Raw genomic sequence first — 21,226 nt, 5'->3', positions numbered from 1 at the left:
GGGGTTTGCTGTTGGTGTGTCTTTTTCTTTTTCTTTTTTTCTTTTTTCTTTTGTCTGGGTTTGGGTGTGGGTGTTGGGTGTGCGGTTTCGGGGTTTCGGGGTTCGGGGTTCGGGGTTCGAAGTTCGAAGTTCGAGGTTCGAGGTTCGAGGTTCGAGGTTCGAAGTTCGAGGTTCGAGGTTCGAGGTTCGAGGTTCGAGCGGGATGAAGGTGAGGTCGCTTTGGGTCTTTTTCGACCTCCTTCGGCCCGGGCAACCTTCCGTGATGTATACAAAAAAGCCGCCTCGGTGAGAGACGGCTTTTGTGGTGGAGATTGGTTACGGGGACAGGATTTGAACCTGTGACCTTCAGGTTATGAGCCTGACGAGCTACCTGGCTGCTCCACCCCGCGATTTAGGAAAGAGTCCCGAGTTTTCGGGCCCGCAAGTTATCCGATGTGCTGGTTTCTGCAAGTGGTTTTTAGAAGAAAAGGAGCTTGAAGGCGCCCAGGCTGGCAAAGGCCAGGATCATCCATTCGAAGACGGCTTGGGGGACTTTTCCGATGAGCCAACGCCCCAAGACCACTCCCACTAGGATGGCCGGGGCCAGCTGGAGGTTGATCCAGAGGGTTTCGCCATTGATGAGTCCAGCCGCTCCCGATCGGGGTGAGGGAATGATGGCTAGAAGCGGGACTTTGATGAGGTTGATCAAGAGGAAGAAGCGAACGCCGATGCCGAGTAGGTCCAGTTTGAGGAAATTGCGAGAGAGGAGGTAGAGCGAGATGATGGGTCCAGCGGCGTTGGCCAAGGCGGTCGCGATTCCACCGAAGAGGGCACAGCTCAGGGCAAAGCTTTTCGATCCGGCCAAGCGGGCGAAGGTGTCCGGTCGCCGCTTTTTGAAGAGCTGGGAGGCGAGCATGATGGCGATGATGCTTCCGATGAGTTTGCCTGCGATTTGGTTGTCAATGGCATTGAGCAGGAGCGCGCCCAGCGCTACCCCGGCCAGCGCGGGGGGGAGGAGGGGCCAGACTTCTTTCCATGACCCGTGCTTGTGGAAGCTGGGGTAGACGAGGAAGTCCGCTAAGATGAGCATGGGCAGAGCGATCCCGACGGATTCCTTGGCGCCGAAGAGTTCTGCCAAGAGGAAGACGGCCACCAGGGAGATGCCTGAGAAGCCGGTCTTGGAGAGGCCGATGCAGAAGGCGGCCAGGAGTGCGAGTGGAAGGTCGACCACAGGTTTCCCAACCACACTTCGCGGCGTCTGCCCACCGGGAGATTCGCCTTTCCTTCCGGAGGGATCTGGCTAGGGATGAGGGCTCATGAAGATTCTCGTCGCGTATTCGGGTGGGTTGGACACGTCGGTGCTTTTGAAGTGGTTGAAGGACCGTTACAGCGCGGAGGTCATCGCTTACTGCGCGGATGTGGGCCAGGGCGAAGAGCTGGATGGCTTGGAGGAGAAGGCGACTTCGACCGGCGCCAGCAAGTGTTACATCGGCGATCTCAAGGAGGAGTTCGCCCGGGATTTCATTTACCCGATGGTGCAGGCGGAGGCGATTTATGAGGGGCGCTATCTTTTGGGGACTTCGATTGCCCGCCCGTGCATCACGAAGGGGATGGTCGAGGTGGCGCGGCGGGAGGGCGCGGATGCCATCGCGCACGGGGCCACGGGCAAGGGGAATGACCAGGTCCGCTTCGAGCTGAGTGCGGCTGCCTTGGCGCCGGAGATCGAGATGATCGCTCCCTGGCGTTTGGCCGATTTCCGGGAGCAATTTCCCGGTCGCAGGGAGATGATCGAGTATGCGGCGGCCGAGAAGATTCCGGTGCAAGCGAGCGCTGCCAAGTCCTACAGTATGGATCGGAATCTCCTGCACATTAGTTTTGAAAGTGGGGTGCTGGAGGATCCTTGGCACGATGCCACGGGCGAGTCCGATCGGGATATGTATGTGCTTTCGGTTTCGCCCGAGGAGGCGCCCGAGGAGGCGGAGTCGCTCCAGCTTCTTTTTGAGAAGGGAAAGTGTGTCGGCCTGGCCTGTGGAGGGCTGGAAGAACTCTTGTCCTTTCTGGGGATTCCGGTCCAGGGGCGGCAGGGTGAGTATTCTTTGCTGAGCCCCTATGGGGTGATGCGGGTGCTGAATGCGCTGGGGGGTCGGCATGGGATTGGGCGAATCGATATCGTGGAAAACCGTTTCGTGGGGATGAAGAGTCGCGGTGTCTACGAGACGCCCGGGGGCACTATTCTGATGGCGGCCCATCGCGATTTGGAGCTGCTCACGATGGATCGAGAGACGATGCAGCTGCGGGATAGCTTGATTCCCAAGTATGCCCAGCTGGTCTACAACGGTTTCTGGTTCGCGCCCGAGAGAGAGGCGCTCCAAGCGCTGGTGGCGGAGACGCAGAAGGAGGTGTCCGGCGAAGTCCGGGTGAAGCTTTACAAGGGGAATGTCCAGAATGCGGGGCGGCGCAGTCCACGCTCTCTTTACAACGAGGACATCGCGTCCATGGAAGGAGGCGGAGAGGAGCTGTATGACCAGAACGATGCCACGGGCTTCATTCGCTTGAACGGTCTCCGGCTGAAGCAGTGGGCCAAGCAGCAGAGCGGAGAGTAGTTTCAAGATTCAAGTTTTCAGATTCAATCGTTTTGGGACGGATCGCTGGCATTGATCTCGGTACGACCCATTCGGCCATTGGGGTGGTGGATAGTGGCTTCCCTATTCTTTTGGCGGATGGGGAGGGGCGGCGGATCACGCCGAGTGTGGTGGCCTTCACTGATGAGGGAGTGGTGGTGGGGCGGGCTGCGCAAGGCTTGGCCGCGGTCCAGCCGGCGGGGGTGGTGAGCTCCGTGAAGCGTTTGATGGGGACGGCCAGAGAAGTGGCCGGGCATTCGCCGGAGGAGGTGAGCGCTGAGATCCTGCGGCATCTCAAGGTTTTGGCGGAAGAGGCGCTCGATGGGGAGGCGGTGGAGCGGGCGGTCGTGACGGTGCCGGCCTACTTCAATCACGCCCAGCGAGAAGCGACCAAGCGGGCGGCGGAATTGGCTGGGCTCTCGGTGGAGCGCATTTTGGCCGAGCCGACGGCGGCGGCTCTTTCTTATGGCTTAGACAAGCTGGAGGAGAGGTCGCGGATTGCGGTCTATGACTGGGGTGGGGGGACCTTTGATGTGTCGGTGCTGGAGTTGCGGGACGGGATCTTCGAGGTTTTGGCCACCAGTGGGGACACGCTGCTGGGCGGGGACGATGTCGATGCCGCTTTGGGAGAGTTTTTGGCTCGCACGCTTTCCTTGGGAAAACTTTCGTCGGCGGACGAAGCCCGGGTCCGGGCGGAGGCTCGTCGGGTCAAGGAGGCTCTGTCCGAGCAAGGGCAGACGGTGGCCAGGCTGCCTTTCTTGACGGAGCAGGAACTGGTGGTGGGTCGAGAAGACTTGGCGGCGCTGGCCGGTCCGCTGGTGGAACGGACTCGGCGTCACTGCCTGCAAGCGCTCAAGGATGCCCAGACCGAAGCCGGTCAGTTGCAAGCGGTCCTGCTGGTGGGGGGCAGCACGCGGATGCCTTTGGTGCGGGAAAGAGTGGCGGAGTGGTTCGAGCGGGAACCCGATCTTTCGCAGCATCCGGATGAGGCGGTGGCTCTGGGGGCGACCATTCATGCGGGGGTGCTTTCCGGGACGCTCCGTAAGATGACGCTTTTGGATGTGACGCCTTTGTCCCTCGGGGTGGAAACGGTGGGAGGACTCATGAATGTTCTCATCCCTCGCAACACCACCATCCCTTGCAAGGCGGGGGAGCTTTTCACGAACGCCGTCGATGGGCAGGAGTCCATGCGGGTGCGCATTCTACAGGGAGAAAGGGAGTTGGCGGCGGACAATTGGGAGTTGGGGACGGTGGATGTGCGCTTCGGATCGGCCGCCCGCGGGCAGGCCAGGGTGGGGGTGCAGTTTGAGATCGATGCGGATGGGCTCCTGACGGTCTTGGCCCGCGACACCCAAACGGGCCAGGACACGCTGCTGGAGATCGATTCGGCCGCGGTGGATGTGGGAGATGAACAAGTGGAGCGGATGGTGGAGGAGAGTGTGGAGCATGCCTTTGAGGACTTTGAGGCGAGAATTCTGACGGAGGCTCGCCTGAAAGCGGAGGAGCTTTTGCCCGCGGTGGAGCAATCGCTGGCGGTGGTGGGCGAGGAGCTGCCGGAGGAGGAAGGGCGGGAAATTTTTGAAGCGCAAAGCCGGGTGGAAGAGGCGCTGCGGGCGGGGAGGGCGAACGATTTGAAGGCGGCGGTTCAAGATTTGGACCGGGCCACGGAAGCCTTGGCGGCTCGAGTGGTAGAAAAGGCTATGGAGGAGGCGCTGGCTCGGAGGGGGGTTTGAGTTGAGTTAAGTTTTCAGTTTTCAGTTTTCAGTTTTCAGTTTTCAGTTTTCGGGTTTCGGGTTTCGGGTTTCGGGTTTCGGGTGCGAGGGATATGAAGTCGGTGCCTTTCGCGTCAGTCTGGCATTCCTCAATGACTGGGGTGGTTTGGTAATTTGTTTGCTTGTGTTAAGGATCTGCTGTTGAAGTGAGTCCTCTTTACCGGCCATGACCGTCGAGACGGATCTTTTTTTCAATTGCCCGCACTGCGCGAGCCCTTTGGTGGTGTCGAGCAGAGGGATCGGGCGCGAGATTGTCTGTCCTGATTGTGAGCGGGCCTTGGTGGTGCCCGAGAAAGGAAGCAGTGAGAGAGAGGTGATGGCGGCCTTCGAGAGGGAGGACGAGAAGAGTTCTCTTCCTCAATCGGAATATGCCATTGAGGGGCGTCGGACGATTTTGCCCAGCCCGAGACGGCTGGAGGCGGATGGGAAGGAGCCGGCCGATCGCTTGGCCGAGGCAGCTCGAGCGGGGAACTTGCGGCTGCGAACGAATGACTCGCTTCCGCCGCTCGAGAAGCGACGGGTCAAAGAGAGGCTACCTTTGCCGGAACCAGGAGAGGATCCGGAGAGCAAGGGGCCGACGCTGGCGGATCTCATGGGAAAATGGGGGCGCGGTCGAGGGAAGTGGCTGCTTTCGGGGATGGCACTCTTTCTTTTGCTAGGGCTGGGGCTTGTCACCTTGCCGGAAAGGCTTTCGACCAAACCGGCCGAGGAGAGTGATGTGGCCGAAGGGCCGGCCGAGGGGGGCGTGGCGGGCGAGCTAGCGGACTTGCCCTCCAATCGGGAGCTGCTTGCGCAGATTCTGCCGCCCTTGGAGGCTTTTTTGAAGGCGGATTCGGTGGGGGAAAAGTTTGCTTATGTGAGGAGTCCGAAGCGGGTTCGCGATCACATGGTGCGCTTTTATGCGCTGCGTGGCTTCTCGCCTCGCGGGCTCTCTCGTTTTCCCGGTGACCAGGAGAAAAACCAGGTCGCCGTGGAAATGGTCCAAGGAGAGCGTTTCTTTCATGTTTCCACTTTCGATGAGGAGCATCGCCCGGTGCGGGCCTCTTTTGTGGAGGAAGGCGGAAGATTTCTTTTGGAGTGGGAGGCCTTCGTGGAAATGGGGGATCTCTTGCTGGAGGAGTTCCTAAGAGATCAGCCGAAGGATAAGATGCTTTTGCGAGTGATTCTCCGGCCGGATGATTTTTACAATCACGGTTTCGGGGAGGAAGATTGGCTGGCTTTCCGGATGAGAGACCAGCGCGATGAGGTTTCAGCCATCGGCTACTGCGACCGGGGGAGCGTCGCCTTCGAAGAAATGAGGGATCATTGGACCAATATGGTGGTGGGGCCAGAGAGTTCCCGCGAGGTTCCCGTGATGGTGCGAGCGCGCTTTCGCTCCATGGAGGGCAGGCCGCCCCAGCCTGTGATCACCGATCTCGTCCGCTTTGGTTGGTTGGCTCCCTGAGGCCGGGGAGGGCCGGGATTCGAGGATTGCAGGACGGGAGGGAATGGGTTTCGATGCGGCGCGATGTCGTCTTGGGATGCTGAAGCAGACCGATCTTCTCCTTCGGGCGCACCGAAGGCGGGGCTGGTTCTTTGCCCCAGGTGTGGCCGGGTCAATCCGATTTTGCCGGGGGCGCTCAAGACGGCTTATAGCTGTAGTGGTTGTGGGATGAGCCTCCCTGCGGCGGCGGTTCGGAAAGCGGAGGAGCAGGTGAGGGCGGGCACCCCTTCTTCTGAAACGGTTTCCTCTGAGCCTGCTCGGCAAGAGGAGCAAAAGGAAGGCTTTCCGAGGCTCCCGCAGGCGAGGGAAACGGCGTCGCGGGCGGTCACTCCTGAGAGGGCGGTCGGGCCCTCCTCCGGCGGTGGTCGGCGGAGAAAATCCGTCCGAAAGAGCCAAGAACGGAGGGGCAGGTCGCGGAGCCGGAAGCCGCCCTGGAAGGGGGTGGCCCTGACGCTCATGGTGGTGGGCTTCGTGACGATGACGGTCAGGGAGGTGCGGCAAATGTTGGCCGAGCGCATGGAGCGTTTTGGGAGGGATTCTTTTCAGGAACCAGAGGAGAGACCTCTGGCTCGGGAGGCCACCGATGAGCGGACGCTGCGGGCCCTGGTGGATCGCTATGGGGTGATCGAGCTGGTGCAGCGCTACCTTCAGGCGAGGACCTGGGGGGAACGGGCCGAGGTGGTCCGCAATCGCGTCTCTCTCATTCCGGCCATGGAGAGCTATTATAAGAGCAATCTTTTGGAGCGGACGAGTCAGCCTCAGATCCAGGCGATCGTGGAGGAGCGGCCGGGGATCCCCGAGGTTCTCCGGGTTGGCTGGGCCGGGCCACAGGGTCAGGCGGGGTGGGTGTATGTGGTGCAAGAGGCCGGGGCCTACCAGGTTGATTGGGAGGCCTCGGTCCAGAAGGAGCCGATTCCTTGGTCGCTTTTCATTTCTCAGCGTAGGCCGGAGTCGCTGGTCTACCGAGTTTGGGCCAAGCGACTCGCCATCGAGACCACCCAATTCCCGGAGGAAGAGTTTCTCTGTCTCAAGTTCGCGCCTTCCCCCGAGAGCGAGTTCTGTTTTGGTTTTCTCGCTCGCTCTTCTCCGCAGATGGCTTCTTTGAGGGAGGCTCTTTTTTTGGATCAAGAGCAGGGAGACGATTGGGAGGTGAAGGACCCTTGGGTGGCGGTGACCGTCCGGCTGCGTTTTCCCGCCCCCGATCCGCGAGACGTTACGACCCTTGGAGAAACCGGCAAACGGGTGGTGGTCGAGGAGGTCCTGGCTCTCAGCTGGGTGCTGAACGAGGAGGGCTCAGGTCCTTTCCTGCCCGAGTAGGCGATGGCGAAGGGCTCCGAGGGAGGCGGCCATGCGGAAGGGCTCACTCCAGTGCAAGCGCGAGCCGCCCACTTCCTGCCAGTCGATCGGGACCTCCCGGATGGGGACGCCGGCGCGCTGGAGCAGGATGGCTAGCTCGATGTCGAAGAGAAACTGGGTCTCTCTGGCCTGGGGGGAGAGGGCTTGCCAGAGGGAGGAGGGGAGCATTTTGCAGCCGCATTGGGTATCGCTCAGGCCGGTGTCCAGAAGGAGTTTTTCGAGGAGGTGGAAGACCAGGCCCATGAGGCGACGGTCAAAAGCCCGCTCCACTTTCCGGCGAGGGCGGGCCCGACGGGAGGAGAAAATGGCTTCGCTCTCTGTGCCTTGAAGTTGGAGAAGGCGAAGAAGTTCTCGCGGCGAGACGGCGCCATCGGCATCGATGAAGGCCAGCCAGGTGTGGCTGGGAGCCAACTGGTCCCAGCCAGCCCGTATGGCGGCTCCTTTTCCCTGGTGCCGGGTGAGAAGGAGCGGGGGGAGCAAGGCGGGGAAGGTGGCCCGCAGCCTTTCCGCGAGTCGGGAGAGACTTTCGGCTTCCCGCTCGCCCGATCCATCATCGACGAGCAGGATCGCGACCGAGCTTTCGGCCTCGGCCAAGGCTTGGCAGAGGAGGGGTAGGAAGTTCGGGAGGCGCTTGCTTTCGCGAAAGCAGGGGATGACCAATCCGGTGGAAGTGGGAGACGACACTGGCTCAGGAGGGGAGGGAGGATGCCTGGGCCAAGCGCGCCAGGATCTGGGAGACGGCGGGCAGATAGGATTCTCCAAAAAGGTTCAAGTGATTGAGCTGGTGGTAGAGATTGTAGAGGACGGATCGCTCTTGCCAGCCGGGTGGAAGAGGGGAGGCCTCTTGGTAGGCCGCATAAAACCGGGCCTCAAAACCGCCAAAGAGGCGAGTGAAGGCGAGGTCGGTTTCCCGATCGCCATAGAAGACGGCTGGGTCGAAGAGCACTGGTTCCTGGGAGGAGGCCAGTTCAGCGGCGTTGCCTCCCCAGAGATCCCCATGGAGGAGGCTGGGGGCGGGCTGGTGGCTGGATAGCAGCTGGTGAAAACGGTCCACGGCGCGAGGGGAGTCCGCCAGGCGGTAGCCATGCTTTTCGGCCAGGTGGATTTGGAATTCGATGCGGTGTTGGGTGAAGAAGTCGGCCCAGTTCTCTTCCAGTGCGTTTCGTTGCGCGGTGGCGCCGATGAAGTTGTCCTGCGGGAAACCGTGCCGTGCCGCTTGGTGAGCATGGAGGGCGGCCAGTTTTCGCCCCAAGCTGGCTTGGCCCGCCCGCAGCGGCACCAGATCGAGGGCTTCGAGAAGGAGAAAGGCCTGCTCTCCATGAGTTCCCTGGGATAGGACCCGGGGAACGCGGATTTCTTTGGTGGTGGCCAGGTGGCGCAGGCCCTCGGATTCAGCCTGCAAGAGGGGAGCGCAAGAAGCGGAGTTGATTTTGGCAAAGAAGGCCCCCTCGGGACTCCGCAAGAGGAAGGACTGGTGGATGCAGCCCCCGCTGACCGAGCGGACTTCGGGCGAGGAGAGCGCTTGTCCGGTGTTTTCCTGAAACCGGGCCAGCAGGTGAGACTGAAGGGCCGGGTCCACGAGCACAGCGGACCGGCTAGGAGTTTTCGATCGAGAATTTCCGCCCCCGCCCGCTGATCCAGACTTTGCGGGCGTGTTCGTAGAGGGCCAGGAGATTGGCCCGGTCGGTCAGCTGGTATTCGGCGGTCTTGGCGTGGGTGGTGGTGGGGTAGTTCTTTTTGACGCTTTCCACCACGGAATCGAGGTTGGCGCGGGATTGCCCGGTTTCCAAGAGTTGGCGGGTGCGGTCGATGAGGATTTGGGCACCGAGACTGGGGGAGTCGACTTCGAAGGGCTCGATGTAGTAGAAGCGGGCTGTGACCGATCCGGTGGTGTCGATATCCACCTCCGTCACATGCACGCCCGCTTCGGGGATGAGGTATTCATGCAGGCTGATGGAGGCGATTTTCGAGAGGTGAACGACGAAGTCTCCCGAGGGAAGGGAGCATTCCCAAAAGGCGCGGGCCCCTGCGTCATCCGACACGCCCGAGTCCTCCTCTTGGGCTCGGATCAGCCCCGCCGGAAGGAGGGAGAAAAGAAGGAGGAACGAGGAGAGAGAACGAAGGGAGGTCATGGGCGTGGATTCAACGACACGCTCTCCCAACCTCGCCAAAGGTCAAAAGTTTCCAGAGAGGACCTTCTGAGAACCAGGTATCAGAGGGCGTCCACGTCCAGGACTTGCCGACCATTGTAAAATCCGCAGGAGGGGCAGGCGATGTGGGAAGGCACGGTTGAGCCGCATTCCGGACAGCTTTTGAAGGTCGGACGGCGCCAGCGGTTGGCCCCACGGCGCATGCGGCCTTTGCTTTTGGAGGTTCTGCGTTTGGGTGCGGCCATGGCGGAGAGAGATTAGCGATCAGATTCAGTTTCGGTTCCTTCCAAGCCATCGAGGGCGTCCCACACGTTGCCGGAGGACGGACCGCCTTCAGTGCTTTCCTCTTGCAAGGGAATGTCACCTACGGCGGCGATTTCGAAATTTCCCTGAGCGGGACACTCTCGAACCTCGTCGGCCTCCTCGCAGCGCGGGAAGGTCGGAAGGGCGAGGAGTATGTCGTCCCGGATTCTTTCTGTCAAGTCGAGGATTTCCTCGCCGCCGACCTCTTCATCGGCCAGGTGGGGGGAGAGTTCGATGGTGCGATTGAAAGGGTCGAGGCAGCGACCACAGTCTTGTTGGAAGCAGGCGGAGAACTCGCCTTGGGCGATGACGGTGTTCTCGATCCGGCGCACGTGAAAGCGGTAGCGTATGCCGCTGAGGGGGCGGGCATCGTTTTCCGGCATGTCGAAAACTTCGGCCGGTGTTTCTCCCTCGAGCGAGAGGCCTTCCTCTGGCAACTCGGACAAATTGATTTTCATGAGGTCTGCGGGTGGAATTTTTCCAGAAGGGCTTGGCGAACCGGCTCCGTGACGAAGCCGGAGACGTCCCCGCCGAGCTGGGCCACTTCCTTCACGATCCGGGAGCTGATGTAGATGCACTCCTGATGAGGCATGAGGAAGATGGTTTCGATTTCTTGGGCCAAATGCCGATTCATGAGGGCCATTTGGAACTCAAACTCGAAGTCGGAGACGGCTCGCATTCCGCGGACGAGGGCGATGGCGCCCTGCTCCCGGGCGAGATCGATGAGAAGACTCTCGAAGCCGATGACCTGAATGTTGGCGGCACCGTCGATGCTGGCCTCCAAGAGTGAAACGCGCTCTTCGGTGGTGAAGAGGGGCTGCTTTTGGTCATTGCGGGCCACGGCCACCACCACTTCGTCGAAAAGCTTGGCCGCGCGCTGGATGACGTCCAAGTGACCACGAGTCACCGGATCGAAGCTGCCCGGATAGATGGCTTTTCGCATGGGAAACCATTCGACAGGTCGAAGGGAATGCATCCGAATAATGCCGTGATCGATCCTGAGGTGCTCTTGTCAGCCTACGCGGAGGGGGTCTTCCCCATGGGCATGGAAGATGGCTCGATCGGGTGGTTTTCCCCGGAAGTGCGCGGGGTGCTGCCTTTGGATGAGCGCTTTCATATCCCGCGTGGTTTGCGAAGGGCCTTGCGGAAGCGGCCTTTTGAGATCGCCTTCAATCAGGCCTTCGTCCAAGTCATGCATGGCTGTGGCGAGCGGCCGGAGACCTGGATCACTGGCGACCTCATTGAGAGCTACACGGCCCTCCACCGCCTGGGGCACGCCCACTCGGTGGAGGCTTGGGATGAGGAGGGGTTGGTCGGAGGGCTCTATGGAGTGAGCTTGGGTGGGGCTTTTTTTGGCGAGAGCATGTTTAGCCGCAAGACGGATTCGTCCAAATGCTGCCTGGTGGCGCTGGTCGAGCGCTTGCGTGAGCGAGGATTCGTTCTCCTGGATACCCAGTGGACCACCCCTCACCTGGAGACGTTCGGTGCCGAGGGCATCAAGCGGCGCCAATACCTGAGCCGTTTGGCCGCCGCCATCCGACTGGATTGCCACTTTGGCTGACACGAGGCCCTCTTTTTAGCAGCCTGGCCAACGCTTTGGCTCCCAAGGGGAAGGGGAGTCGAGGGAGAGGCTCTTTGAAACGCTTCTTGGCCGGTTTGGGGGTGGTCGATCGATTCGGAGGCGGGGGAAGGCCTGGCTTTCGATTTTGTCCAAAAGACTCAAAATTATAAAAAATATAAATTTTACGGTTGCTTACTTTTATAGTTTCAGTAATTATCAAGCTCTCCATGCTATTTGAACTTGTTTTAATTCTATTTTCTATGAAAAAATTCTTACTATCGCTTAGCATCGCCGGGCTCATTTTCGTGGGCGGCAAGCTGAATGCCGCCATCGCGCTCGACTGGTCGGAGTGGAAAGACGACTTTGTGGCCGGCGGGAACAATCAATCGCTCACGACCTCCGAGGGCCTGACGATCACCTACTCGTGGTCCAAAGATCCCGCTACCACGCTGCAATTCGGGACTCCGGACATTGCCTCTCGTGCCGAGGGCAATTGGCAGTTCAACGGGACCGGTGGCGAGGCGGATGACTACCTTGATGTTTTTCAAGAAGCGCTCAGCGGAGACGGGAGCACCCACCGCTTTGAGTTCAGTTCTTCGGTCTCAGGCCTGAGTTTCGATCTTTGGGACCTGGATAGCTCGACCACTGGCGCCAACCTTTACACGGACCAGGTGATGGTGATTGGTTTCGATCAAGACGGCAACCAAATCGATCCGGTCTCGGGCACGCCTTTCAACCCCGCCAATATCGTGCAAATCGACAGCCACACCTGGCAAGCGACTTCTGGAAATGGAGCGAGTTCGGTTTCTCAGGAGGGAAATTTAACGATCCAGTTCGACGAAGCGGTGGCCGCGTTTGAGATCGAGTATTTGAATGTCTCTGGGGAAACGTCGGCCGGGAATCAGGGGTTTGGCCTCTACAACTTTTCCGAGACTTCCCAAGTCCCGGAGCCGAGCGCTGGCCTGTTGGCCCTTTTGGGGAGCACCTTGCTCCTGACCCGCCGCTCTCGCGGCCGATGACTTTGTATCATACCAATACATAGGAGAGAAACGGAGGGGGATGCTTTTGAGAGAGGAAGCATCCCCCTCGCACTTCGAGTTTTCTCTTCTTTTGTGAAAAGGCCGATTGGGCTGTAGGGCTGGGCGGCGATGGGGTGGCTCAGGACAATCAAGCGGCAATATTTTCTGGCGGTTTCGGTGGCAGGGTGCGTGTTGCCCTTTTTCCCGGTTTACCTGAAGGAGGTCAAGGGATTGAGCAGCACCGAAGTGGGCTATGCCCAAGCGGCGGGGAGCCTGGCCATGCTGTTGGCGCCCCTGCTGGCCACTTTTCTGGCGGATACCTGGCTGAGCACTCGCCGTTTGCTGGGGCTGACGCTCATCGCTTGCAGTGGGTTTCTTTTCCTGATGCAGCTGCTCCAGCCCATCTGGCTGGTGGTGCTGTGCATGGGGGGCATGCAGTTGATGTATTCTCCGCAGCTGGCCCTTTTAGACGGGTTCTTTTTCGGAAAGACCCGCCAGCTGGCGAGCGCGGGGCTCGCTCAGGTTCCCCAATATTATCAGGTTCGGGTCTGGGGAAGCATTGGCTTCATGGTGCCCAGCGTGGGGTTGTTTTTCCTTTTGGACGGGGAGGGCGGGCTGGAATGGGTGGTTTGGCTGGGGGTGCTCGGTTGTGTTCTGGCTGCCTTGAACGCGCAGGCTTTTCCCCCGATGCGAGAGGCGCTCGGGGATCCGGCAGCCGAGGAGAAATTGCCTACGCTGGCGGCCCTCTCGGCGCTTTTTCGAGGTCGGGCCCGCTGGTATTGCCTGGCTCTGGCGTCGATGCATTTCGGGGCGCTGGCCTACTATGGCTTCTTTCCAGTCTATCTCCGGGAGGTGGTCCAACTGCCTTCGAAGTGGGTCGGTTTGGTCATCAATTTCGGGGTGCTTTTGGAGATTGGTTGGGTCCTGGGCCTCGGTTGGCTAGAGCGGAAATTTGGCTTCAAGCGCTTGATGCTCTTCGGGCTGCTGGCGGGGGTGGTGCGCTTGTTTTGTCTGGCGGTCTTTCCCTCCACGCTGACTGGGGTGCTGGTGCATCTCTTGCACGGGCCGGAGGTGCTCGCGATTTACGTCTTGCCCGTGATCTACGTCGACCGCTTCGCCGAGCCGCGCTTTCGCAATTCCATCCAGGGGGTCTACACGGTGATGATCGTGGGCTTGCCCCGGATCGTGGGAGCGATGCTGATGGGAAGGCTGGCTGACTGGGACCTCCAGGCGATGTTTCTGGTGGCGGGAAGCATCTCGGTGGTGGCAGTGGCCAGTTTCTTGTTTTGGGTCCGGCAGGAGAGGCGTCACGCTTCCCAGGGCTGAAGCACGCTTTCGGCAAATTGCTGGCGAAAGGCTTGCAGGTTCATTTTCTCTCGCACGAGGGTTTGCAAGCGAAGGCAGTCGGCCTCGGGGGGATGCTGGCTGAGTTCTGTCAGGACTTGGCGCAGTGCGCTGGCTGAGCCAGAGGGAAATCGCCAAGCTGCGGGCAAGAGGTCTCGCATGCCGTCCCGGTCGCTCGCGATGACCGGGACTCCACAGGCGAGGGCTTCCAACATGACGAGAGGCACGCCTTCGTAGCGGGAGGGAAGGACGAGCTGATCGAGTGCGGGGTAGACCTCGGAAGGGTCGCGCCAGCCGAGGAGGGTGCTTTGGTCGGCCAGGCCCCGCTCTTGCAAGAGGGAGCGGAGGGCCGGCTCATCGGGCCCGGTCCCGGCGAAGGCCAGGTGGCTGCTGGCTCGCAGGGAGGGGCTTTCGGAAATCGCTTCTACCAGGAGGTGTTGCCTTTTTTGGGAGAATTCGATTCGTCCGACCATCCCGATGACGAAGCGCTCGCTCGGCAAGTGGAGCTTTTCTTTGGCGGCCGGGCGAGCGGTGGCTTGGAAGCGCTCGGCATCGATGCCGTTGAAGACGATGTCGATGGGGGCGGTGGCCCCTTGGAGACGGAGGAGACGTTTCATCTCGGCGCTGATGGTCAAGAAACGATCCGGCTTGCGGAAGAGAGGGCGGGTCAGCGGGTCGCGCAGGAAGGCGCCTTTGGCACCCATGTCCCGATGGCTGTGCGGAACGGGAAGGTAGCTGAGGCTTTCGATCCCGGCTTGCTTGGCTGCCAGGATGCCGAGGGAGGAGTGTTCGATGTTCCCTTGAATCGCGAGCAAGCGGGGAGCGCCGCAGGAGCGAAAGCGAGTGGCCAATTCGGCCAGCCGCTTTCTCTGGAAGTGATGGAGCAGGCTCTGGATCTTGGAGGAATGAAAAGCGAGCGATTCGAGGGCCAGGCGAGGATGGGGGAGGCGAGTGGTCAGCTCTTGGTGCAAGCGTTCATTTGCCTGGCTGTAGAAAACGTGGAGGAAGACTTCGCTGTGTTCGAGGAGTCCATCAAGACCGTGGAGAGACATGACTTCATGCCCCCCGAAGACGGGGCTGTCATCGTACACCAGGAGGCTTTCCATGAGGTGGTCACTATAGGTTTCCCGAGGGAAACAAGCCAGAAAGGACATTGCTCCGAGGTCGATTTTTGGTAACCTTGGGCATGCCGGAGGCCGAGGGGTTGATTGATTGGGAGCAGCTTTTGGAAGTGACCGACAACTGGTCGGCAGACTTTGTCGACATCTACCGCGATTTTTTGGAAGAAGCGGACCGTTTGCTCTCGCGGGCGGAAGCGGTCTTCCCGGCAGGCGAGTGGGGGGAGATCGGGGCCATCATTCACCAGCTGAAAGGCGCTGCCGGATCTTTCGGTTACCGTGTCTTGGCGGCCCGGTGCGCGGATTGCGAAGCCGCCGCCAAGGCCGGAGCCGGGTTTCCCGGGGAGGAGTTTGCGATCCTGCGCGATTTGCTGCGGCAATCGGGCGAGGCGATTGCGGCCCGTGGCTACCGATGCTGAGCGGCGCTGGGCCTATTCTTCGGCCAGGTAGAGGATGCGTCCGCAATTTTCGCAGGTCACCAGGGCCTTCCCGGCTTTCACGTCGTGCAAGGTGCCGGCGATGACTTTGGTGTGGCAGCCCTCGCAGACCCCATGGCGGAGGCCGGCGATGGCGGTGTCTCGCTTGCCGCCCGAGAGGAGGCGCTCATACAGGGAGAGGCTTCCCGCTTCCACGCCTGCGGCCAAGCGCGAGCGCTCTTCCTGGAGTTCTCCGAGTCGGCTTTGGGCGGCGGCGGTCCGTTTGGCGATATCCGCGAGATCGCTCTCGACTCCGGTGCTGATTTTTGCAAAGGCTTCCTCGGCCTGCGCGAATTCAACCTGCAGGGACTCGGCTTTTTCCATGAGCGCGAGTTCCTGGTCTTCCAGCTCGGTGACTTGCTGCTGGTAATTCGCGATTTCTTTTTCGAAGGCGAGGTATTCTTCGTTTTTTCGGGTCTCCATTTGCTGCGTTTTCAGCCGGCCGATGGTGTTCCGACGAGTCTCGGCTTCGAGCTGCAGCTGGTGCATGGCTTTTTCGTTCTCGACGCGGAGGGCCTTGGCTGAGTCGACTTGATTCCGAGAGCGGGTGCGACGGCCTTCGGCGCGGGCGATTTCGTCCGGGGCCTGGGTGATTTCTTTTTGAAGGGCTCTGATCTGGGTGTCGCGATCCTGGAGGACGAGGAGTTGCTTGAGCGCTTCGAACATGATGGTGATCCCAGAAAGGCGCTCGCGCCCGGGAAGTCAAGGCACTCTACATCCGGAGGGCTTCGATGGGATCCAGGAGAGCCGCTCGCCGCGCGGGGTAGAGGCCGAAGAGGATCCCGACCAGGGCCGAGATTCCGACCGACAGGAGCACGGAGGCCGCTGTGATGACGGTCGGGATATCGGTCAAGGAGGTGATGAGAAGGGGGAGGCTCATCCCGAGCGCCACGCCGACCAGCCCGCCTGCGAGGGAGATGACGACGGTCTCGACGAGGAATTGTTGGATGATGTCTCGGCGTTTGGCGCCGAGGGCTCGTCGGATGCCGATTTCCCGGGTCCGCTCGGTCACGGTGGCCAGCATGATGTTCATGATGCCAATGCCGCCCACCAAGAGGGAAATGGCCGCGATGGAGCCGAGGATGGCCTTGAAGAGATTTTGGGTCTGGCGGGCTTGCGCGAGCAATTCGAGGGGAACCACCAAGGCGTAGTCATTTCGCCGGTGAAATTTTTCCATGAGCGTTTTGAGCTGCGCGGCCACTTGGGGGACGTCTTCTTTCTCCCGCACCTTGACGACGACTTCATCAAAGTCCTTCTGGCTCCAACGAAAGTCGGCCACGCGGGCGGCCGCGGCGGTCGTGGGGAGAAAGATGATGTCATCGCCGATTTGGCGGTCGGGGCCATCGCCATCGGTGCTCTCGGAGACCCCAGGCTGCACCACTCCGAGGATTTGGAAGTAGTCGCTCTCAATCCGGACACTCTTTCCGAGCGCGCTGCCGAAGGGAAAGAGCTTTTGAGCGAGAGAGGGGGTCAGCAGACAGACGGGGACTTGCCGGGCCTCCTCTAGCGCCGTGAAGAAGCGGCCTTCGAGCAGGGTGAACATTTTGACTTCGGGCGCGTGGGCTGGCAGGGCACGGATTTTGGCGATCAGCTGGCGATGGGGAGAGGTGACTTCATCGGTTTTGGTGAGTTCGGTCATGACGGCCTCGACCAAGGGAAGGGTGGCGTGGATGCGTTCGACGTCTTCCTGCGTGACGCCAAATCGCCTCCGCTCCTGATTGCCGATGGTGGAATTGGGTGTGCCCTCGGGGGGCTGCTTGCTTTGCACGATGATGTTGGCCGGGCCGAGGCGGTTGATGGCTTCTTCGGCCTGGAGGGCGGCGCCTTCGCCGACCGAGAGCATGGCGATGACGGAGCCCACCCCGAAGACGATCCCCAGCATGGTGAGGAGGGAGCGAACCTTGTGGAGAAAGAGATTCTTGATCCCAAGGGCGAAGGTGCGGCCAAGGCGATGGGTCATGAGGTGGCGGCCAAGCGGTTTTCCACGACGCGGTCAATGACGCCGTCCTTCATGTGAATGACCCGGTGGGCCCGCTCTGCGACGTGCTCGTCGTGCGTCACGAGCACGATCGTCCGGCCCTCGGCATTGAGTTCTTCCAGCAGGGCGAGGACATCGCCTTCGGTCGAGGAATCCAGGTTGCCAGTCGGCTCATCGGCCAGGAGGAGAAGTGGGTCATTGGAGAGGCTGCGGGCGATGGCCACCCGCTGCTGTTGCCCTCCGGAGAGCTGCTTGGGTCGGTGTTCGAGGCGATCTCCCAGGCCGACTCGCTCGGCAATTTGGCGGCAGCGCTTCGCCGCTTCGGGAGTGTCCTGGCCAGTGTAGAAGAGCGGGACCAGGATGTTTTCCATGACGGTGAGCTGCTCGATGAGATTGTAGGCTTGGAAGATGAAGCCGAGGCGCTCTCCGCGCACTTGGGAGAGAGAATCGTCATCCAGGGTCGAGACGTCCGTCCCGCCCAGAAAGTAGCGACCCTCGGTAGGCCGATCCAGACACCCGAGAAGATTGAGTAGGGTCGACTTGCCCGAGCCGGAAGGCCCCATGATGGCGACGTAATCCCGCTCCCGGACGAGAAAGTCGACGCCCCGGAGAGCGGGCACCGAGACTTCCCCCATCTGGTAGGTTTTCTCCAGCTGCTCGATGCGGATGACCTCGCGAGCGTTGGAGGAGGGGTCTTTCACCCGGCCGCGGCCAAGGTTTCTTGGGCCTCGGTCAGTTGCAGGTCCCCTTCTTTCTCGTCTACGTTTTCCTCCGGCGTCGGCAATTCGAGTTGAGAGGGGGGCGTGAGAACGATGCGGTCCCCTTGTTGCAAGCCGCTGCGGATTTCGACGAATTCATTGTCGAAGAGGCCAATTTCCACTTCCACGAGGGTCTCTTTTCCTTCCGCCTGCACGAAGCAAAATTGCCGGTCTTCGGCTCCCACGACCGCTTGGAGGGGGATTTTGATGACGTCTTCCAACTCGGCCACCACGATGTCGACCCGGGCGGTCACTCCGGGTTTGATGGCCGGGAGCTGATCGGTCACGACCACTTCGGCCTTGTAGACGCGGTAGTTCGGGTTGCCCCAGCGGGCTGGCTCCGGGATGGCGGCGATGGTGAGCACTTCGCCGCGGAAGCTGCGGTCAGGGAGAGAGTCGAGGTGGACCTCAGCCAGCATCCCGCGCTCGACCAGGCTGATTTGATTTTCGTAGATATCCACTTCGACTTTCATCTGCGAGATGTCAGGGAGCAGCAGAAGCTCTTCCCGCTCCCGCACGTAGGCTCCCTCTTCCACGCGGACTTGATTGTGCCGATTGCGGGCGTAGACCACCAGGCCATCACGCGGGGCGAAGATTTCCGTTTTCCCCATTTGCTCACGCAGTTCTTCCAGGCGGGCCTCGCGCAGGAGGGCGGTTTCGCGCGCGGCGGTCAGTTGGTTTCCGGCGTTGTCACTCTGGAGCTCGGCTTGGCGACGAAAGCGCTCCAGGCGGGTGCGGGTGTTGGCCACGTTGGCCTCCATTTGGCGCTGTTGTCTCGGGTGGTCGAACTGCGTCAAGAGGCGGAGGTTTTCCTGGGCTTTTTCGAGATCGATTTGCTTTCGCTTGACCGCCAACTGGTCGGCTTGGAATTCAGACTGGGTGGCGTAACCTTTTTCCTCCAGCTTTCTGGTCCAAGCGAGGCGGTCTTGGGCGCGGTTGAGTTCTTCGCGAGCCAGGGCGATGGCCGATTCCGCGTTTTTACGGTTTTGGGGCCAGGCGCCGTAGGTGTATTTCTCGAGGTCTTTTTGAGCGAGCTCAAAGGCCAATTCAGCGTCCCGGAGGCGGATTTCATTGTCGCTTTTGACAACTTCGAATTTTTCTTCGGCGTCGGAAATCTTGCTCAAGCTGTTTTGGTAAGCGATTTCCGCTTCCGAAATCTCGGTCGCCAATTTCGAAGCATCCAGTTCCACCAGCAAATCGCCCTCGGAGACATACTCGCCTTCGTCGACCAAGCGGATGATTTGATTGGTGCCTTCGACTTCGTTGCGAACGGTCACTTCCTCGACCGCGGTCAGGGAGCCCCCGGCAGGGATGGTGATGGTGAAGGGGCTCTTTTCCGCGGTGAAGTAGTTTTGTGAGGGCCTGGCGGACGAGTCCGAACCCGCTCGGGAAAGGAGCCAGGCCACGAGGAGGGTGAGTCCGGCGACCGGTAGGAAGACTTTGGGATCGCGGAATTTCGCAAGGAAGGGCGGGGGGTTCTTCTGGCTCATTCGGATTCTTGGAAAAGTTCTTCGGGAGTCAGGAAGTCGGGTTCCTCGCTGCTAGGCGTTACGGGCCCCTTGCTGGCTGGTTTTCGGTATTTTGGAGAAATGTTCGGGTTTTTTAACCAGAAGTCGTCCGGTTCGATGTCGAGGATCCCCAAGTCGAAGAGGAGTTCCAAGCGGAAGAGATGCGAGTCGATAAGGGCGGCGGTGAGCGAGTTGCGTGCCTGCAAGAGGTCGTTTCGGGCTTCCAAGAGGTCGCGCGTTTCCGCCCGCCCGGCCTCCAAGAGGAGGTCGACGGCTTCCACCCGGCGTTGGGCCAGAGCGAAGGCATTGCGCTGGATTTCGTAGCGCTGGCGAACGAGTTCGAGATTGCGGAGGCCGCCGCGGATTTCATTTTGAATCTGGTCGAGGGCGAGGGAGAGGGCGCGCAGTTGGCGCTCGAAGGCGATGCGGGTCCGGCGATAGGCATTGCGTTCGTCCAAATTGTCCAAGGGCAGGTCGAGGTCGACGCCCACTCTGGTGCGGTAGGTGTCGGCATCGAAATTCGAGTAGCGAGTCCCTGAACGGCTGAGGTTGGTGTCCAGGTCGAGGCCGGCAAAGAGATCGAGGCCGGGCTGGAAGGCATTGGCCGCCACGCGGATGCGCCGTTGGCTGTCTTCGAAGCGATCAATTTCATTTAGGAGATCGAGCCGCCGGGTGGTGGCGAGTTCAAAACCACCCTCGGTCTGGACCCGGAGAGAGAGGAGGCCGATGCGATTGAGGTCGGCCAGGACGTCATCCCGAAGATAGAGTTCGCCTTGCAGGGGCAGGCCGAGGCGGATTTTGAAATCATCGACCCGTCGTCGGTAGGATTCGATGGCTTGGATGTAACGATTCTTGGCCCGGAGTTCGTCTTGGCGAGCCTGGTCCACTTGGAAGCGAGGCAGCCTGTCTTGAGAGAGGGCCTCCGCTCGTTCGCGGAAGAGGATGATGCTGCGGTAGTTGAAATACTCGTTCTTCACCCGGTCCTTTTCCTGAAGGATGCGGTAGAAGGCGGTGATGATGTCGAGGGCAAAGCGTTGTTGGAAGCGACTGAAGTCGCGGATGGCGTAGGCCACATTGCGCTCGGCCTGGGTCAAGTTTTCGGCGGCCACTTCGCTGCCAGCGCCTCGCAAGAGCGGCTGGGTCAGGCTGGCTGCCAGGAAGCGAGTCGAGCCCCCCGGGGGCCGTCCGCCGAGGTAAAACCGGAAGATGTCTTGGGCGAGATCGACGGCCAGGCGACCGCCGGTCTTGAGCAACAGATCGAACTCGACTCCACTGCGGACGCTTCCCGAGCGATTGATGGAGTCGGCCCCGCCCTGGCCTTCCCGGTAGGTTTCGTTGAGTCGCGCGGTCGAGCCCCCTTGCAAGAGGGGGGTGAAGTCTTGGCGAACGCCAGTCAGCTCAAGCCCTGCCAGATAGAGGCTTTCTTTTTGGAACTGGTAGGGTCGGCTGCGAGCGGTGCCGATTTCGAGAGCTTCTTTCAGGCCGAGTCGCAGCTCGTCCGAGGCCTGGCGCTCTCTTATGATGCGGAGCGCCGCGATCTCGTCCGCGTCTTCCGCGGAGTAGGGGGTGTCGATATCGAAAGGCACTTCCGCCAAGCCCAAAACGCGCTCCCGCTTTTCCCCCAAGATCGAAAAGACCTCCTGGTCCGCCTTCTGGCTCCAATAATCGGTGACGCACCCACTCCCAACCGAGGCCAGGGCGAGCAGGAGGGCGGTGCGAAACATGGATTCGGGGGAAGACGAAAGGGTGGGCCGCAGCCGTAACGGCTCAGCAAACGCTGGGGCCGCGCTTTCTTTTTCA

At 60.7% G+C, this 21,226-nt stretch carries 21 protein-coding genes and 1 tRNA gene; 8 read left to right on the top strand and 14 right to left on the bottom strand.

Features of this window, described 5'->3' with window-relative positions:
- Positions 1–312: 312 nt before the first annotated feature.
- Together AAF555_05550 and AAF555_05545 are read right to left on the bottom strand one after the other, a co-directional pair.
- A tRNA-Met gene (locus AAF555_05550) sits at positions 313–389 on the bottom strand.
- Positions 390–457: 68 nt separating this feature from the next.
- A complete protein-coding gene (locus tag AAF555_05545; GenBank protein ID MEM6911031.1) occupies positions 458–1,210 on the bottom strand; it encodes a sulfite exporter TauE/SafE family protein in 753 nt (250 codons plus the stop codon).
- An 85-nt stretch (positions 1,211–1,295) separates the two neighbouring features.
- Between AAF555_05545 and AAF555_05540 the strand changes: the two genes are divergently transcribed.
- The 4 genes from AAF555_05540 to AAF555_05525 all read left to right on the top strand — a co-directional run bounded on the left by AAF555_05540 (position 1,296) and on the right by AAF555_05525 (position 7,172).
- Positions 1,296–2,582 carry an argininosuccinate synthase gene (locus AAF555_05540; protein ID MEM6911030.1) on the top strand — a complete coding sequence of 429 codons (1,287 nt, stop codon included), beginning with the start codon at positions 1,296–1,298 and terminating at the stop codon, positions 2,580–2,582.
- 32 nt (positions 2,583–2,614) lie between these two features.
- Entirely contained in the window at positions 2,615–4,333 is a 1,719-nt protein-coding gene (locus AAF555_05535) for an Hsp70 family protein (protein MEM6911029.1), read from the top strand.
- Between the two features lie 205 nt (positions 4,334–4,538).
- Positions 4,539–5,816 carry a hypothetical protein gene (locus tag AAF555_05530; protein MEM6911028.1) on the top strand — a complete coding sequence of 426 codons (1,278 nt, stop codon included), beginning with the start codon at positions 4,539–4,541 and terminating at the stop codon, positions 5,814–5,816.
- Between the two features lie 480 nt (positions 5,817–6,296).
- The gene (locus tag AAF555_05525; GenBank protein ID MEM6911027.1) at positions 6,297–7,172 is read left to right on the top strand and encodes a hypothetical protein; all 876 of its coding nucleotides are present in this window, start codon (positions 6,297–6,299) and stop codon (positions 7,170–7,172) included.
- Here AAF555_05525 and AAF555_05520 read toward each other — a convergent pair.
- From AAF555_05520 to coaD, 6 genes are all read right to left on the bottom strand, one after another.
- Positions 7,149–7,895: a glycosyltransferase gene (locus AAF555_05520; GenBank protein MEM6911026.1), complete on the bottom strand. Its 747-nt coding sequence runs from the start codon at positions 7,893–7,895 to the stop codon at positions 7,149–7,151. The two genes, AAF555_05525 and AAF555_05520, sit on opposite strands and share 24 nt — an antisense overlap.
- Before the next feature lie 4 nt (positions 7,896–7,899).
- Positions 7,900–8,796: a fructosamine kinase family protein gene (locus AAF555_05515; protein ID MEM6911025.1), complete on the bottom strand. Its 897-nt coding sequence runs from the start codon at positions 8,794–8,796 to the stop codon at positions 7,900–7,902.
- A gap of 10 nt (positions 8,797–8,806) precedes the next feature.
- On the bottom strand, positions 8,807–9,343 hold the full coding sequence (locus AAF555_05510) for a hypothetical protein (protein ID MEM6911024.1): 537 nt from the start codon (positions 9,341–9,343) through the stop codon (positions 8,807–8,809).
- Between the two features lie 80 nt (positions 9,344–9,423).
- Positions 9,424–9,606 (bottom strand): 50S ribosomal protein L32, encoded by a 183-nt coding sequence (rpmF, locus tag AAF555_05505; protein MEM6911023.1) that lies wholly within the window; start codon positions 9,604–9,606, stop codon positions 9,424–9,426.
- A 12-nt stretch (positions 9,607–9,618) separates the two neighbouring features.
- The gene (locus AAF555_05500) at positions 9,619–10,122 is read right to left on the bottom strand and encodes a hypothetical protein (protein ID MEM6911022.1); all 504 of its coding nucleotides are present in this window, start codon (positions 10,120–10,122) and stop codon (positions 9,619–9,621) included.
- Complete coding sequence (gene coaD / locus AAF555_05495; GenBank protein MEM6911021.1) at positions 10,119–10,607, bottom strand: pantetheine-phosphate adenylyltransferase; 489 nt, start codon at positions 10,605–10,607, stop codon at positions 10,119–10,121. The genes AAF555_05500 and coaD overlap by 4 nt, the downstream gene beginning before the upstream one ends.
- A gap of 27 nt (positions 10,608–10,634) precedes the next feature.
- Between coaD and aat the strand changes: the two genes are divergently transcribed.
- The 3 genes from aat (at position 10,635) to AAF555_05480 (ending at position 13,570) form a co-directional block, all read left to right on the top strand.
- Complete coding sequence (gene aat, locus AAF555_05490; GenBank protein ID MEM6911020.1) at positions 10,635–11,225, top strand: leucyl/phenylalanyl-tRNA--protein transferase; 591 nt, start codon at positions 10,635–10,637, stop codon at positions 11,223–11,225.
- Between the two features lie 260 nt (positions 11,226–11,485).
- Complete coding sequence (locus tag AAF555_05485; protein MEM6911019.1) at positions 11,486–12,244, top strand: hypothetical protein; 759 nt, start codon at positions 11,486–11,488, stop codon at positions 12,242–12,244.
- Between the two features lie 129 nt (positions 12,245–12,373).
- Positions 12,374–13,570, top strand: a complete 1,197-nt coding sequence (locus tag AAF555_05480; protein ID MEM6911018.1) for an MFS transporter — start codon at positions 12,374–12,376, stop codon at positions 13,568–13,570.
- On the opposite strand, the gene AAF555_05475 is transcribed toward AAF555_05480, so the two are convergent.
- A complete protein-coding gene (locus AAF555_05475; protein MEM6911017.1) occupies positions 13,552–14,742 on the bottom strand; it encodes a glycosyltransferase in 1,191 nt (396 codons plus the stop codon). The two genes, AAF555_05480 and AAF555_05475, sit on opposite strands and share 19 nt — an antisense overlap.
- A 32-nt stretch (positions 14,743–14,774) precedes the next feature.
- Between AAF555_05475 and AAF555_05470 the strand changes: the two genes are divergently transcribed.
- Positions 14,775–15,125, top strand: a complete 351-nt coding sequence (locus tag AAF555_05470; protein MEM6911016.1) for an Hpt domain-containing protein — start codon at positions 14,775–14,777, stop codon at positions 15,123–15,125.
- Positions 15,126–15,137: 12 nt separating this feature from the next.
- Here AAF555_05470 and AAF555_05465 read toward each other — a convergent pair whose 3' ends face one another.
- The 5 genes from AAF555_05465 to AAF555_05445 form a co-directional block, all read right to left on the bottom strand.
- Positions 15,138–15,848 carry a C4-type zinc ribbon domain-containing protein gene (locus tag AAF555_05465; protein ID MEM6911015.1) on the bottom strand — a complete coding sequence of 237 codons (711 nt, stop codon included), beginning with the start codon at positions 15,846–15,848 and terminating at the stop codon, positions 15,138–15,140.
- A 46-nt stretch (positions 15,849–15,894) separates the two neighbouring features.
- Complete coding sequence (locus AAF555_05460) at positions 15,895–17,142, bottom strand: ABC transporter permease (GenBank protein MEM6911014.1); 1,248 nt, start codon at positions 17,140–17,142, stop codon at positions 15,895–15,897.
- Positions 17,139–17,795 carry an ABC transporter ATP-binding protein gene (locus tag AAF555_05455; GenBank protein ID MEM6911013.1) on the bottom strand — a complete coding sequence of 219 codons (657 nt, stop codon included), beginning with the start codon at positions 17,793–17,795 and terminating at the stop codon, positions 17,139–17,141. Before AAF555_05455 ends, AAF555_05460 begins: the two co-directional genes overlap by 4 nt.
- Positions 17,796–17,857: 62 nt before the next feature.
- A complete protein-coding gene (locus tag AAF555_05450; protein MEM6911012.1) occupies positions 17,858–19,408 on the bottom strand; it encodes an efflux RND transporter periplasmic adaptor subunit in 1,551 nt (516 codons plus the stop codon).
- Positions 19,405–21,150 carry a TolC family protein gene (locus AAF555_05445; GenBank protein ID MEM6911011.1) on the bottom strand — a complete coding sequence of 582 codons (1,746 nt, stop codon included), beginning with the start codon at positions 21,148–21,150 and terminating at the stop codon, positions 19,405–19,407. The genes AAF555_05450 and AAF555_05445 overlap by 4 nt, the downstream gene beginning before the upstream one ends.
- Between the last annotated feature and the right edge of the window lie 76 nt (positions 21,151–21,226).

This window comes from Verrucomicrobiota bacterium, from assembly GCA_039027815.1.
Taxonomy (GTDB): domain Bacteria; phylum Verrucomicrobiota; class Verrucomicrobiia; order Verrucomicrobiales; family JBCCJK01; genus JBCCJK01.
The sequence above is the reverse complement of the archived record's forward strand: the minus strand, read 5'-3'. Positions and strand labels throughout refer to the sequence as shown.